At 27.0% G+C, this 15566-nt stretch carries 14 protein-coding genes; 11 read left to right on the top strand and 3 right to left on the bottom strand.

Features of this window, described 5'->3' with window-relative positions; genetic code table 11:
• Positions 1-370: 370 nt before the first annotated feature.
• From SM9_RS12515 to SM9_RS07460, 3 genes are all read left to right on the top strand, one after another.
• Positions 371-499, top strand: coding sequence for a hypothetical protein (locus SM9_RS12515; protein WP_269744783.1), 129 nt, complete (start codon positions 371-373; stop codon positions 497-499).
• A gap of 142 nt (positions 500-641) precedes the next feature.
• Positions 642-1241 carry a hypothetical protein gene (locus tag SM9_RS07465; RefSeq protein WP_157064710.1) on the top strand — a complete coding sequence of 200 codons (600 nt, stop codon included), beginning with the start codon at positions 642-644 and terminating at the stop codon, positions 1239-1241.
• 137 nt (positions 1242-1378) lie between these two features.
• On the top strand, positions 1379-2185 hold the full coding sequence (locus SM9_RS07460) for a DUF4422 domain-containing protein (protein ID WP_058739544.1): 807 nt from the start codon (positions 1379-1381) through the stop codon (positions 2183-2185).
• A 224-nt stretch (positions 2186-2409) separates the two neighbouring features.
• Here the strand turns inward: SM9_RS07460 and SM9_RS07455 are convergent, their stop codons facing one another.
• Entirely contained in the window at positions 2410-2886 is a 477-nt protein-coding gene (locus tag SM9_RS07455; RefSeq protein WP_058739543.1) for a hypothetical protein, read from the bottom strand.
• Positions 2861-3787, bottom strand: coding sequence for a hypothetical protein (locus tag SM9_RS07450; protein ID WP_058739542.1), 927 nt, complete (start codon positions 3785-3787; stop codon positions 2861-2863). The genes SM9_RS07455 and SM9_RS07450 overlap by 26 nt, the downstream gene beginning before the upstream one ends.
• A gap of 678 nt (positions 3788-4465) precedes the next feature.
• On the opposite strand from SM9_RS07450, the gene SM9_RS07445 reads away from it, so the two are divergent.
• Positions 4466-5503: a glycosyltransferase family 8 protein gene (locus SM9_RS07445; protein WP_058739541.1), complete on the top strand. Its 1038-nt coding sequence runs from the start codon at positions 4466-4468 to the stop codon at positions 5501-5503.
• 42 nt (positions 5504-5545) lie between these two features.
• Here SM9_RS07445 and SM9_RS07440 read toward each other — a convergent pair whose 3' ends face one another.
• Positions 5546-6586 carry a glycosyltransferase family 2 protein gene (locus SM9_RS07440; protein ID WP_083495874.1) on the bottom strand — a complete coding sequence of 347 codons (1041 nt, stop codon included), beginning with the start codon at positions 6584-6586 and terminating at the stop codon, positions 5546-5548.
• 163 nt (positions 6587-6749) lie between these two features.
• Between SM9_RS07440 and SM9_RS07435 the strand changes: the two genes are divergently transcribed.
• The 7 genes from SM9_RS07435 (at position 6750) to ltrA (ending at position 15537) form a co-directional block, all read left to right on the top strand.
• Positions 6750-7238: a helix-turn-helix domain-containing protein gene (locus SM9_RS07435; protein WP_058739539.1), complete on the top strand. Its 489-nt coding sequence runs from the start codon at positions 6750-6752 to the stop codon at positions 7236-7238.
• A gap of 20 nt (positions 7239-7258) precedes the next feature.
• Positions 7259-7561, top strand: coding sequence for a hypothetical protein (locus tag SM9_RS07430; RefSeq protein WP_058739538.1), 303 nt, complete (start codon positions 7259-7261; stop codon positions 7559-7561).
• 2 nt (positions 7562-7563) lie between these two features.
• Positions 7564-8040 (top strand): transposase, encoded by a 477-nt coding sequence (locus tag SM9_RS07425; RefSeq protein ID WP_232299108.1) that lies wholly within the window; start codon positions 7564-7566, stop codon positions 8038-8040.
• A 247-nt stretch (positions 8041-8287) separates the two neighbouring features.
• On the top strand, positions 8288-9340 hold the full coding sequence (locus tag SM9_RS07420; RefSeq protein WP_232299107.1) for a glycosyltransferase family 2 protein: 1053 nt from the start codon (positions 8288-8290) through the stop codon (positions 9338-9340).
• Positions 9341-11368: 2028 nt separating this feature from the next.
• Complete coding sequence (locus SM9_RS07415) at positions 11369-11884, top strand: reverse transcriptase N-terminal domain-containing protein (RefSeq protein ID WP_058739536.1); 516 nt, start codon at positions 11369-11371, stop codon at positions 11882-11884.
• Between the two features lie 711 nt (positions 11885-12595).
• The gene (locus SM9_RS07410; RefSeq protein WP_058739535.1) at positions 12596-13345 is read left to right on the top strand and encodes a reverse transcriptase N-terminal domain-containing protein; all 750 of its coding nucleotides are present in this window, start codon (positions 12596-12598) and stop codon (positions 13343-13345) included.
• 671 nt (positions 13346-14016) lie between these two features.
• Positions 14017-15537: a group II intron reverse transcriptase/maturase gene (gene ltrA, locus SM9_RS07405; protein WP_058739534.1), complete on the top strand. Its 1521-nt coding sequence runs from the start codon at positions 14017-14019 to the stop codon at positions 15535-15537.
• Positions 15538-15566: the final 29 nt, after the last annotated feature.

Here is a 15566-nt window from a genome sequence, read left to right as displayed (position 1 = left end):
TTTGATTCAATTAAAATAAATAAAAATTAGATGTTTTCAATATTGAAAACATAGTTAAAAATAAGTTAAATCCTTAAGTTTCTAGGAATGTTTATTTTTCGTTAAATTTATATGCAAGTTATGGTTTGGTATTTTAATTTTTTATTTTTTTTTAAATTTTTTCAAGATTTTTTCCGATTTATTGTGCTTTAATTTTAATATAAATTTGTTATAATTTTGTAAATTAACTGTATATTATTTAATATTTTATATTTTTAATTTTGAGTTTAATTAACTATTTATATGGTGGAAGACAAATAATTATATATGGAATCAGAAATTAAATGCCTTTCATATCTTAGATTGGTTGGTGAGACTTATATATTTATCGGTGAATTTAAGGATCCTGTTCGAAAAGGATTTTGATGAAAAAATTTATCCTCAATTAATTTTGCCTATTGAGTCTATTCTTGATGATAATTACTTTGTTAATAGTCAGGGAATTTTAGAAGAACGTTAACCATATTGTAAACATTGTTGTTCTAAAAAATATTCTAGAAAAAGATATAATTAGAGATTATTATATTTGGGTGATGGAACTCCAATTAGAATTAAAGTTAAGCGATATGTTTAGATTAGAATTATTTGATATAATCAATAACATGCCCGTAGCATGCTTAATATCTGAAAAGGAAACTTCAAAAATAGTTGAAGATTTCATAGATATATCAATTCCCTTAAAACACCGTAAAGCAATAATAACAGATTTAAAAGAAGATTATGAACAAGTAATGAGAAAATTAGGCTTTGTACATCAACACTGCACATTTCATTTAATTAAAAACATGACCACCAATTTAAAACCAAAAATAACAGAAGAACTAGACAAATACGAAGCAGAATTACGAAAAACCCAACCAAAAATCTCCGAATACAAAATCAAAAAAATGCGCAAAAATAAAAAAGAAGAAATGTCTAATGAAATAAAAATATACGTAGGATTATTTTATGAATTATTCCACCAACAATCATTTGATAAGGCAATAAGATATATATACCTTTTAAAACAAGAATTAACTAATTTTCCAATGATGATGCAAGACTACTTAAACAAAAATTTCTTCCCAGTTTATAGAAAATACTTAATTTTCCTTGAAAAATCATTCATTGGAAAATTAGAAAGTACTAACAACAAACTAGAGAATTACTTTGGAAATACATTAGACAAACAGACAAAAAGAATCTATAGAACTCCTGAATGAATATTTGACTACATTATGGCTAGAAAAAATGGCTGGATAGAAAATCAAAAAAAGTCCTAACAAATTGACAGTCCCCTTAGATTGTATTGATGATATGTTTATATAGTTTTTTTTCTATACTATTTATTGGTGATAACTTGGATAAAACAGTTGATGTATTTATTTTAACATTTAATCAGGAAATTTCTGATGAATATGACTCTGAGTTATATAAACCTTTAGTCTGTGGCAGAGGAATAACGGAGAATAAACCTAATTATTTTTATGATGATGAAGGAGATAATATTTCTAATTTAAATAAATATTATTCTGAGTTAACTGGTGAGTATTGGGCTTGGAAAAATACTAATCAGGACATAATAGGATTTTGCCATTATCGTAGATGGTTTGTAAGAAGTTTAAGATGGGATAAACTCACTAAGTCCGATATTATCAATGATTTAAATGAATATGATATCATTTTACCAAAACCTATGAAATTTATTAAGCCATTATATGATTTCCATAAATCATTAAACGTAGAACGTCCGGATTATGATGTTCTATTTGAAGATTATGTATTAATTGAAGATATATTAAAGCGATTTTTTCCAAAATATGCAAAAACTTATAATGAGGTCATGAATGACCGATATCTCTGGTTAAACAATATGTTTATTTGCAATAGAGAATTAGCAAATGATTATTTTGATTGGTTATTTAAAGTTTTTGATAAAATTAGTGAAGAAATTGATTTTGATAAATATAAATTCAGAGATACAAGAATATTTGGATTTATGGCTGAAAGATTATTAACAACTTATATTATAGCAAATGATTTGAAGGTTAAAGAGTACAATATATTATTAAATACAAGAAAATTTCCAATTGTTCATATTTTAATTTCTAAATATCCTATATTAACCCAATTTGAAAAGATTTTCGAAAGTTTTATTAAAAAATAACATTTTAATAAATCCCATGGTTGGATAAGTTATGATGATTCTCATCCATATTCTTCTTGGAACTGTGGGTGTTCATTTCCAAACATACTGCTTGAGTAAATTTTTATTAGAATTAATATATTTTTTGTATTTAAAATCAATCAACATAAAATAATCTGATTTAATGGTATAATAAGGATTATATTTATGTTTTATCGTTAGTGTAAAAAATTTAACTGATAATTTTATTTTTTACTGGGTTTTTTGAGGACATTTTGTTCAATCCATTTGAGGTCATCAATTTTGATTTGAGTTATTGCACCTGCATATGTTCGATAAATTCTTTTTATTTTTCCAGGAAATGTTACTTTAAACAGTAATTCAACTAAATTATTTGTTTTTGGTATATTTTTATCATTTAAGTAGTTTAATGCATTATTTCTCTTTTTTGATAGTTTTTTGATGAAGTCTTTTATTATTGGAGGTAATTCTTCTAATTTGTCATTTAATTGATTGAAATATTTCATTGCGGTTTTTAAAGATTTGGCACGGAATATTTTCTTGATTGTTTCTTTATATTCTAAGTGTTCTTTGATTTTAGCTTTGTATTTTCTTATTTTTTCTTTATTTTCATCTATTTGTTGTTTTAGCTTTTTTCTTTTTTCTAGGTTTTTGTTTGCTTTTTTATCGGATTTTTTAGGTCTTCCTCTTTTTAAGGGCATTTCGTTTTTTTAATTCTTCTATTTTTGCTTCTTTTTTCTCATTGGATTTTATTGGGGATTCTATGAGTCTATTTTTAGTGTTTATGTATGGATTTAGTTTTGTCATTAGGTTTTGCATTATGTGAAATGTGCAAAGTTGGTGTTTTGCACCCAATCGTTCTATTATTTCTGAATATGAACGATATCCATCAGTAATGATAGTATCTAATTTTATATCTGCTGTAGACACTTTTAAGAACATTTCAATGTATTCCTTATTGAATTGGTTTTTGGGAATTAATTCATCATTGATAATCATCTTTGTATGCACATCAATTAAGGCTAATCTTACGTAGATTTTCTTATTAATCTTTATATATTCTTCATCATAACTATAATAACCGCTAGGTTTTATATTTAATTTTTCAATTTCTTTTAATATCTCTTGTTCTTTATTATAGGTGTATTGTGGTGATAATTCCTTTTCATGTAAGTATATGCTTTGTCTTGATATATTGAGGTTAAATTGTTCGTTTACAATTTCAGTTTTTGGTCCATATGATGAAAATGTAATTTTTGTGCACATTAATCCCTGTTTTTTGATTTCTCTTGTATAATTGCAGTATTTATCAATATAATCGGGTAACATTGTTGTCATGTATTTTTCTTTATTTTTAGATTGATATTTATAAGTTTGTTTATAAATTATGTATTTTTTGTTTAATTTAAATTCAACTAATCCATTTTTGACATGTGTTTGAGCAAAATCAGGATCAGATTCTCTATAATCAAAATAAATCACAAATAATTTAGTATTTATAATTTCTGAGAATAAATCAACGATTTTGGGAGAAATAGTGTTACAAATGTAGAGTAAATTTCCCTGTCCAAATAGGTAATATTTAATTAATCTTCGACACAATATATCTCTGTAGGCTTTTTATTTTTTGGTTTCATATATAATAATTAGCCTACATTTAATTTAAACATTTTTATAAACTTTAAATTTAAAAATAAAACTTAAATAGTTGTTAATATATAAATAAGTTGATATTCATAATATATATACTAATTTAATTAATTTAAGTGGAATATGAGTTATTATGATGATAATGGATCATATTTTAAAAGATAATTGGAAAAGAATGGTATTTTATCAAAGCATTAATATCATTTAATTGAAGTAAAATCAAATCATTTTGTCCTTATTTTTTATTTAACAATTTAATATTAACTTAATAACATATTTAGTTTTAATAAATAGAATGTAGATGAAATAAAAATAAATTCATCAGTTAAATTTTTTACACTAACAAATAATTTAAGTTTATGGATTTTAACATATGAAAATCTATTTATTTTTTTATTATCTAATGTTAATAGCATGTATGAGTGTTTAAATTTTTTTAAGTATTTATTTAGAATTAAAAAAAATGTTTGAGCAATTATTAAAAAATACCAACATTCCTGTTGACAGTCCCAATTCTTTAATATTAATTTATATTAAATGAAACATAATATAATATATAAGTATCTATGTCTGTCATTTTTTTTAAATGATTATCATATTTTTATTAATAGTATATAACTGAGGTTAAAAATGTTTAATGTTGTATTAGCATCTAATAATGAATACTCTTCATTTTTATGCATAACTTTAATATCATTATTAGAAAATAATAAAAATGATTTTAATGATATTAATGTGTTTATTTTAAGTGATGGAATTACTAATAAAAATATAAATAAAATAAAAGATGTTGTAAATGAATATGAGTGTTCTTTACATTTCATTAAAACAAAAAATATTGAAGATTTAAATTTTCATATTGCTTCTCTTGATAGAGATAACATTATTTCGTTTACTACTTATTCAAGATTATTTATTTCAAGTTTACTACCTAAAGATATAGATAAAATTTTATATTTGGATTGTGATAGTCTTATCGTTGATTCATTAAAACAATTATGGGATGAAGATATTTCTGATTATTATTGTGCTGGAGTATTAGATTGTTGCAATACTACAATTCAGGAAATGTTGGGTTATTCTAAAGAGGATAAATATGTTAATGCTGGTGTTCTACTGATTAATTTGAAAAAATGGCGTGAAAATAATGTTGAAGAAAAATTCATAGAATTTATTAAAGATAATCAGAATAGGTTTTATCAACATGATCAGGGTGTAATTAATGTAATTTTTAAAGATAAAATTAAAATAATCTCACCAAAGTATAATCTTCAAAGATATTTTCAATATATGCCTTATTTTGTGTCAAGAAAGTTTTGTTGCATAGAACATGAATATTATTCTAAGGAAATTATGGATGATGCCCGAAAAAATCCAATATTTCTTCATTTTTGTGCCGCTGATGTTTTTCGCCCATGGAAGAATCCTGATCATCCTTATGCGGAATTATATCAATATTATGCAAAATTATCAAATTCTGAATCTGCAATTGTTTATTCAACAAAATTTAATAATAAATTAAAATTATTCCAATTGTTATCTAAAAATAAATTTGGTAATTTTATTTTATATCTAACACCTTATTTCTTAGTTAAAAAAGTTGTTAATAAATCTGCGGTTAAAGAATTAGAATTAGAATTTGAAAAAGCAAAACAACATGAATTATAAATTTAGTTATTGGTTGATAATATTTAATAAGTTATCTCTCTATTAATCAATTCTTTTTAAATTACTATATTTTATAAGGAATAATGTTCTAATTTTTTTATTGTTATATAATATTCCAATTATTTTTAATAATATTAATGCTTGATTAAATTGTTTATTAATAATTTTTTTATTTAAAATATTTAAGGGTTTTGAAATTGGAGTTAACTGAATAGTTAAATTTTTTTCAAAGTCATGAAGTATTTCCAATCCTTCTTTCGGATTTTCTAACTTTGCTAATATGAAAAAGACCATATTAATTAGTTCATTCATTAATTCTTGTTTGGTATTATAACTGCAATTTTTATCTAATAAGTCATAAATTAAAGATACACATTTTAAAAATTGATTCAAAGTATTAATCGAAACATTATGGGTGATTGAGTCTTCGTTTTCTATATGATAAATATATCCCGGATAATTGGGTAATTCAATAACCTCTTTTTTTGTTTTTATTAAACAATAAACAGAAAAAACAACATCTTCAAATAACATTTCTAAAAATTTTATATTGTTTTTTTTAAGAAAAGAGCTGCTATATATATTAGCCCATACAGTATGGTACAAAAACATTTTCTCAATTGATGTTAACTTTTTTTCCTCATTATTTATTGAATGAATGTCTTTTGAAATTAACAGTTCATTATTAATTTTACTTGTGTGTTTGCATTTTACAATATCTGCATTGTTTTTTGTTATTGCAGCGTATAATACTTCACAATAATCATTATAAAGACTATCATCACTATCTAAGAATATTATGTATGGTGCAGTTGATTGCTTAATTCCAATATTTCTGGGAATGCTTGCAGCACCAGAATTATTTTCTAGTAAAATAGGTTTAATGTTATCATATTTTTTTGAATAATTTAAAATAATTTCTTTAGATTTATCATTGGAATTATCATCAACTAATATTAATTCAATATTTTCAAATCCTATGCTCTGTTTAATGACACTATCAATAGTATATTTTAAGTATTTTTCAGAATTATAAATTGGTATGATAATTGTTATTTTATACTCCATTGTTTTTTCCTTCATTATTTTTATAAAATTCTATATTTTAATATTATATTTTATTTAAAATAAAATTTACTTTTTTAGGGTTTTGTCATGTGTGTTTTGAAAAATTCAAATTTCTATCAAAAAGTATAGTAGTCGACACTGAAAATTATAAATACTATTGGTTATAAATATTATAATCATGTCTAATCAAACATTAATTGAAGAATATCCTGGGATTATTTCCGAGATTCAAACGGAAATTAAAAAGTTAGAGAATGATACACGAGTTTTAAATAAATTATATGTAATTTTGGATGTTTTGCATGATGAACCAATAAATGACATTATTAATAAACATGGGATTAGTCAAGGAACTGCATATAATTGGATTAAACAATGGAATAATGGTGGTATGGAAGCATTAAAAAGAAAAAAAGGTTCTAAAGGTCAATCTAAACTAACAGAAGAACAATTTTTAATTTTAGACAAAGCGATTCAAGAAAATAATTTAAAAACTGCAAAAGAAGTAAAACATATAATTGAAACATTATTTGGCGTTAAATATAGTTTAAGAAGTATTGAGCGCATAATGAAGAAATTGGACTATACTTACACTAAACCTTATAAAATATATGCTAAAATGCCAAAAGATGCTGAAGAACAGTTAAAAAAAACACCCGACATTTAGATTTAGAAAATTTCACTGTCGTGTTTTTAGATCAAACATATTGTCAAAATCAAGATAACAGTCAAAGATGTTATAATAAAAAAGGCACTAAAAACATTAAAATACAACCAACAACAAGATTATCCTTAAATGCACTAGGTGTACAAGCAATAAATGGAAAATCTTTCGTATCATTCTTAGATAATACAAAAACCTTTGAAATGATGAAATTTATGATAACCATCACTATTCAAAATATTGAAAATGAAGAATTAAAATCTAAATTAGGAAAAATAATGAATAATAAAAATTTAGAGTTAAAAAAATATTTTAAATACGGTTAATGATGAAAAAAAACTATGAAAAACTATTATTAGCGTTAGAAATATTATCTGAGAAAAGTAATACTTTCAAGAAATTTTTCGAAAGACTTGTAAAAAATCCTTTAAATTTCAAAACTAAATCCGACCAGGTACTCGAAAATCTTCAAAAAGCAATGTTATTATCATATTTTATGGATAAAAACTTACAACACCAGTTAATAATGGAAATACTAATAGCAGTAATCTTAGATAATTATAGTGTCCATCATGCTACTGTTTTCAGAGAATTATGCAACATTTTAAACATGGATTTAATCCATTTACCACCATATTCTCCAAAATATAATCCAATAGAACAAGTTTGGAGAACAATAAAAGCTAAAATTTCAAGAAAATTTATAACCTGCATGGAACAACTAAAATTTATCTTTGAAAATGAATTTAAACAAGTAATTAATAATGAAAGTTATTGGAAAAATTGGCTCTGGAAGTTCCTATGAATTTTTATAATTTTTAGTGTCGTGAACTATAATACCAATATAAAAAACCATTAATCAACATAAAATAATAAAAAATTTAAAGATTTTTTATCATCAAGTTTTGTATTTAATGAACTGTGCAGAGTTGATGTTTTGCGAGAATTTTCAAATTATTTTTTTCTTGCCGTATTGCATCGAAACAAATTTATTCATTAACAGACAAACTAATTTATTATTTGTCAAATATTAATTATAATTAAAGTTATTAGTGTGGTGTATAATCATTAACTATAAAATTTCTGTAATAATTCCTGTTTATAATGCTGAAAATGATATTTCATTTGCAATTGATTCGATAATTAATCAAACTTTTGGTTTTGATTATATTGAACTGATATTGGTCGATGATGCGTCAACAGATTTATCAAAAGAGATTATTAATCAATATGTGGAAAAATATGATAATATTAAATTAATAGAATTAAAGCAAAATTCTGGCCTTCCGGGTAAACCTAGATCATTGGGTATTGATTATGCAACTTCGGATTATATTATATTCCTTGATTCTGATGATACTTATCAAAAAAACGCATTTGAAATATTATATGACACAATAAAAGAAGAAAATTCAGATTTTGTAATATCTAGCCATTACATTAACCTTGATGGGGATATGGTTAAAGCAAATTTATTTCCAACCAATGAACAGTTAATTTCATTCAATCCTTTGGAAAGTCAAGAAAAATTCGATAAACTATCATATAATCATTTAGTAGCACCATGGGGCAAAATTTTCAAAAAAAATTTAATTATAAATAATAATATTTCATTTCCTGATGATTCTTTGTGTGAAGATACATATTTTTATTTTAAATGTTTAATTAATTCTAAAAAAGTTTCTATTTTACCTAAAAATTATTTATATATTTACAATACTTTTGAAGATAAAAAAACAGCCATTCATGGTCATGATTTGGAAAAATTTAATAATTTTTTAAAAGGTATGGAATATACATATGAATTATTAGATAATGTAAATTTATCAATTAATGTTTTTTTAGCGGAAAATATTGGTAGTTTACTTTTAATTTTTTCTAATTTAGATAAAAAAGAGAAAAAAGAAGCGATTTTAAAGATTTATGATTTTGAAAAAGATTTGGATATTCAAATTCCAAGAAAAGAAATATCTATTTTAAATAATTTAATTTTAAAGAAAGATTTCAAAAAAGCTATATTTATCAGTAATTTATATTCTTTATTTTATAATAACATCTTAATAAAGAATATTTATCGTAAATTCAATAATAATAAAAATAGTTAATAAATTATGAATCACAATAAAATAATCATGATTTTACTTATAATCATTATTGCAATCCTTGCAGCAGGGATTGTGATTTTAAATCCATTTGCACTGAAAGTGGACATAACTATTTCGGTTACATGCGACGAGCTAGGGGTTGTGCGACAGTTAACTGTCTCTTTACTCTATTTAAATCAGTGAGAGGAAAATCAATATTGCTTAATCTGAATGATTGATCTTAATTTTTTATTCTAAGCATATTGATTAAGTTTTATTGAAATTTAAACTGTTAAAGCATTATTTTTTTATACAAAAATCACCAAAAAATCAGAAAAAATACTCAATAACAACCATTCCCAACATAATCTAAAACTATATAGACTCCAATTTTTAGAACAAAGATAATTAAGACAAATAATAATGAAAATCAATGACAAATTTAAGTCTTAGTTTAATCAAAAACTTTTTTAGAGATTAACTTTTTCTCAACTCACCACCTCCTATTTGATGAGTCAATTTTATTTGCATAAAAACCAGGGAAATCTCAATTTGACACTCAATAAAATATTGAATTCCACAAATACATATATTTTTATACTTCAATTTACATATTATTAATTATAATATTGTTAAATTAACTTTTAATAACTTTAATATACTTTAATCGTTATTTTACTATCAATAAGTTTTCCATGATTGATTTAGATTATTAGTGGAGATTTCTTTAAAAAATCTTTTAATAACTTTTAGTTAGTAAAAGTTTATTTAAGGTTATTTTAGTTATTATTAGTTAATTTTAAGCAATATCCTTAAATAAAATAATTAGGTGTAAATTTATGGTTAGTAAAGCCAAAGAGATTGATGGATTTGATAAAAATACAATTTATCAAGATTTATGAAAGGAAAATCGAAATGATGTTCGATTAATTTACATTATTCTGGATTTGATATTCTCACCAGGAGTAATGGATATTGTAAAAGAACTAGAATAAGACTTCAAAGATAATGGAAACAGACATTATCCAAGATTATTACTATTAGGCATAGTATTGTATTGTTTTAAACAAAAAGACTATAAATATGCCGATATTGTTATGGCATGCAAGTCCAATTTATTTTTAAGAATTTTCACAAGAGGCATCGAACCTTGTGAAAGCACGTTTAGAAAGTGCGACGAGATAGAATCAATAATTTGTTATATGTCTTAGTTCTTAAGATATATGTTAGTGCAGTCTTTATTGACTGATAACACTGTTGTGCGTGTTATTCTCCATTGAAACTGCGTCACTGGCAACAGTGGGGTGGATTGCATGATAGGTAAAGCCTAATCTTGTTATTAACTTCCAAATAACAGAGGGCGAGAGAAAGACGTGCGACATGATGGGTCTGTTGCTCATTTAAATCAGTGAAATACTATTAATTTATAGTTTTCAATCCTAGTTGTGATGGGATTTCCTCCCTTGAAACTCTTAACCGAGTGATTGGTTACGAGGTTGCATGATAGAATGTCTAAGTGGAATTCAAGTACTCTGAAAACCACGGGCTAGAGGAAGCCTTGAAACGCTCAACATTATGTGAACAACTGTAAGCATCGTCACTCGCAGCAGTAAGTGGAGTACACTGTTAAAATCTACATTTTAACTATTACTGTATTGCAAATTCAGGAGATAAATACTGTCTTTATATTTATCTAATCACAACCCATAATATTTGCCGGTGTAAAGGTTGGAGCGTCCTCTTGGCGTATCTGATGACAGATCAACATGGTAAGCCTGATACACTCCCCCCCCAATAGGGGGTAGGTTGATTGTGAATGAGATACATATGTGTAGCAGGTAGAGGATTTCGAAGAAAGCAAATGCCGTCGATGTCGAAAGACAATGGGAATAATAATGAGCATATAAACCATGACGGATACCTGTAAAACCTAATAAATGCAAGTTAGGTATGGAGTGGAAACACTGCCTACTTTCGAAAGGTGAACAACTTCAATGTAGACGAAAGAAAATGTTCTTTTGCATTATTATCCAAAGGAAGGTGATTAACTTGAGAAATACCACAAATAATATTTGTGTGTCCGTATCATCTGACATTACTGACTGGGACACTATTAATTGGTATAGTGTCGAAAAGTATGTAGATAAACAGCAAAAGCGGATATATGAAGCTGAGGTTAATAAAGATAAACGAAAAGTAAGAAATATTCAAAGAATGTTAACAAACAGTAGGGCCGTTTTGTTATTAGCGGTTCGTAGAGTTACTGAAATTAATAAAGGGCGAAATACACCTGGTCCTGATGGATTTCTTGCTAAAACCAGCAAGGAAAAGGGTGAATTAGTAGATAGATTGTCTAAGAAGAATATTTATAATTATATTCCTAGTCCTACACGTAGGATTTATATACCGAAGAAAAACGGCAAAAAGAGACCGTTAAGTATTCCTTCAATTACTGACAGAATTTATCAAGAGATAATTAGAATTATCCTTGAACCACAAATGGAAGCACGGTTTGAACCTACATCTTATGGCTTTAGGCCAAAAGAGGAGTATATGATGCTATAGAACGCATTTTCCTTAATATAAAAGGCAATAAATGGTGTTGGGTCTTTGAAGGAGATTTTGTGCGACAAGAAGTATCTCTTTCTTCATTTTAAGCAGTGAAAATTCATTAAAATGGATTTTCAATCCCTGTTGTGTTGGGATTTCCCCCCCTTGAAACTCTTAATTGAGTAATTGATTAGGAGGTTGCATGATTGTATGTCTAATCAGAATTTAGTATTCGAATTCTGAAGGCTAGGGGAAGGATAAGAACGATTAAACTTTATGGTGAACGGATGTAAGCGTCGTAACTTCGAACAATAGGTGGAATACGATGTTTTCCTATTAGTTAGGATGACTACTATTGTCTTGCAGACTGGAAATAAATATTGAAGTCATATTTATATTGCACAACTCATATGTCTGTCGGTGTATAGTCCGAATCGTCCCTTATTCGTATCTGATTGGAGATAAACTTGGTAAACCCCACGAGGTCCCGATTAAGGTCGGGTAAACGGATTGTGAATGATGTTTAATTCCTTAGGGGGTAGAGGATTTCAAAGAAAGCAAATGCCGTTATTAACCGAAAGGTAGCAGGAAGAAATGAAGATATGTAACTGTGAATGGATATCACTCCATTGTGGGTGGCAGGGATAACCTGGCTGACTTTTGAATGGTATGCAACGTGTATATAATGCGTATTTGTATAAAACTATTAAAGGATGGTGACCAATAATGAGATTAACTCCAAATGATAACATTTGTGAGCCCGCGAAACCAGATGCAACCGATTGGAAAAGTATTAAATGGTACAAAGTCAATCGGCATGTAGATAGTTTACAAAAACGAATATATCGTGCTAGTAAAGATAATGATAAGAAAAAAGTCCGTGATTTACAAAGACAATTGATGAGAAGTAATTCCGCTTTGTTAAAAGCAATTAATAGAGTTACTAAAGAAAATAAAGGAAAATCAACTCCTGGCATTGATGGTTTTAAAGCTACAAGTGACCGTGCTCGTGGTAAACTATTTGACATGCTCAAAAAGGAGAAAATGAAATTACATAAACCTAAACCTGCGTATCGAAAATACATTCCTAAAAAGAACGGTAAATTAAGGTCTTTGGGTATTCCCACTATTAAAGACCGTATTTATCAGGAGATAATTCGTATGGCATTAGAACCCGAATGGGAAGCGAAATTTGAACCTACAAGTTATGGATTTCGTCCCAAAAGAAGTACACACGATGCTGCGAGAAGAATACACTATAATATCAAATGGAATAAATGGTGTTGGGTGTACGAAGGAGATTTTCGCTCTTGCTTTGATACACTTAATCATGATTTCATACTTAAACAAATCAAAGGATTTCCTAATTATAATCTTGTTAAAAGATTTTTGGAAGCTGGATATGTTGATAATGGTGTATTTCATAATACTCTTGAAGGAACTCCTCAAGGAGGATTACTTTCTCGTGCGACATGATGGGTCTGTTGCTCATTCTAATAGTGAAACTAATAATATTTAGATTTCAATTCTAGTTGTGATGGAATTTCCCCCCTTGAAACTCTTAACTAAGTGATTGGTTACGAGGTTGCATGATAGAATGTCCAAGTAAATTTCAAGTACTCTGAAATTTACAGGCTAGGGGAAGCCTTGAAACGCTCAACATCGTGTGAACAACTGTAAGCATCGTTAAGTCCAACAGTAAGTGGAGTACAAGGTTTACAATATTATTGTAACTATTACTGTATCGCAAATTAGGAGATAAATACTGGGAAAATATTTATCTAGTCACAACCCATAATATTTGCCGGTGTAGAGGTTGGAGCGTCCTCTTGGCGTTTCTGATAACAGATCAACATGGTAAGCCTGATACACTCCCTAAAAAAAATCTGGGGTAGGTTGATTGTGAATGATATACATATGTGTAGCAGGTAAAGGATTCCGAAGAAAGCATAATGCCGTCAATAGTCGAAAGACAATGGGAATAATAATGAGCATATAAACCATGACGGATACCAGTAAAAGCCTAAAAAAAAATAACTTTTAGGTATGGAGTGGAAACACTGCCCACTTTCGGAAGGTAGACAACTTCAATGTAGACGAAAATTTTAATGTTCTTTTGCATTATTATCAAAAGGAGGGTGATTAACTTGAGAAATTCCGCAAATAATAATATTTGTGTGTCCGTATCATCAGACACTACCGACTGGGATTCTATTAATTGGAATAGAATTGAAAGGTATGTAGATAAACAGCAAAAGCGGATATATGGAGCTGAGGTTAAAAATGATAAACGAAAAGTGAGAAATATTCAAAGATTATTAGCAAATAGTAAGGCAGTTTTGTTATTGGCTGTTCGTAGAGTTACTGAAATTAATAAAGGAAGAAATACTCCTGGTCCTGACGGGTTCATTGCTAAAACTAGCAAAGAAAAAGGAGAATTAGTTGACAGACTAATTAAAAAGGATATTTATAAGTATAATCCAAGTCCTACTCGTAGAATTTATATCCCGAAGAAAAATGGTAAAGAAAGACCATTAAGTATTCCTAATATTGTTGATAGAATTTATCAGGAAGTAATTAGAATTACTCTCGAGCCACAAATGGAAGCAAGATTTGAACCAATATCATACGGTTTCAGACCAAAAAGAGGTGTATTCGATGCAATTGAACGCATACACAAAAATATAAGTCACAATAAATGGTGTTGGGTATTTGAAAGTGACTTTAAAGGTTGTTTTGATAATTTATCTCATGATTTTATCTTAAAACAATTAAGAGGTTTCCCCTTAAAAGGAGTAGCAGAAAGAATATTAAAGGCAGGTTATTTAGATAACAATGTTTTTAATGAAACAGAGAAGGGTACTCCTCAAGGTGGATTGCTGTCGCCTTTATTAGCAAATATTGCACTAACGGGACTTGAAGAATGCCTCAATATATCTTATAAAGAGGAGAATTATAATCAAAACGGTGAAAAGCGTATAACTTATCGAACAAATGGTAATTATCGTGTTGTTAAGTATGCTGATGATTTTGTCATATTCTCTAAAACAAAAGAAGAAATAGAAGAGGTAAGAAACCTATTGGAACCATATCTAGACGAAAGAGGTCTGGAATTGGCAGAAGACAAAACCAGAATAACACACACCCATAAGGGATTTAACTTTCTAGGTTTCAATTGTAGATTATATAAGAAACAAAATCGTTATAAATGCTTAATTAAACCTTCAAAAGAAAGTATTAAGAAAGCAAAAGAGCGTATTAAGGATATATTCAAAAAGTGTCATGGGCACAATGTTGATTATCTTATCGAAAAGTTAAACCCTGTAATTAAGGGTATTGGTTATTTTTGGAGAACTTCAGTAGCCAAAGAAACATATAGCAAAATTGACCATTATATTTGGATAAAATTATTCAAATTTCTCAAAAGACTGCATCCTAATAAAGGTATCAAATGGATAATTAAGAAATATTTTCCACAATATGATGATGAAGGAAATTTTATTGGTAAATGGGCTCTTGTGGGTCCTAATGATAAAAACCAATTATTTAAAATGTCCAGTATACCAATTAGGAGGTGGAATTTGATTAAATTCAATTATAGTCCTTATGATGTTAGTAAAACTGAATATTTTGAAACCCATAGTAAAAATCAATTTAGCCGAAGATAAATGTGTGCTTGAGCCGTATGTGCTTAATG

It is taken from the genome of Methanobrevibacter millerae, from assembly GCF_001477655.1.
Taxonomy (GTDB): domain Archaea; phylum Methanobacteriota; class Methanobacteria; order Methanobacteriales; family Methanobacteriaceae; genus Methanocatella; species Methanocatella millerae_A.
The sequence above is the reverse complement of the archived record's forward strand: the minus strand, read 5'-3'. Positions and strand labels throughout refer to the sequence as shown.

Excerpts from the sequence above, each read along its gene's own strand:
- SM9_RS07410 (WP_058739535.1), top strand. The coding sequence starts at position 12,596 with ATGAGATTAACTCCAAATGATAACATTTGTGAGCCCGCGAAACCAGAT.
- SM9_RS07465 (WP_157064710.1), top strand. The coding sequence starts at position 642 with ATGCCCGTAGCATGCTTAATATCTGAAAAGGAAACTTCAAAAATAGTT.
- SM9_RS07435 (WP_058739539.1), top strand. The coding sequence starts at position 6,750 with ATGTCTAATCAAACATTAATTGAAGAATATCCTGGGATTATTTCCGAG.
- SM9_RS07445 (WP_058739541.1), top strand. The coding sequence starts at position 4,466 with ATGTTTAATGTTGTATTAGCATCTAATAATGAATACTCTTCATTTTTA.
- SM9_RS07440 (WP_083495874.1), bottom strand. The coding sequence starts at position 6,586 with ATGAAGGAAAAAACAATGGAGTATAAAATAACAATTATCATACCAATT.
- SM9_RS07455 (WP_058739543.1), bottom strand. The coding sequence starts at position 2,886 with ATGCCCTTAAAAAGAGGAAGACCTAAAAAATCCGATAAAAAAGCAAAC.
- SM9_RS07425 (WP_232299108.1), top strand. The coding sequence starts at position 7,564 with ATGAAAAAAAACTATGAAAAACTATTATTAGCGTTAGAAATATTATCT.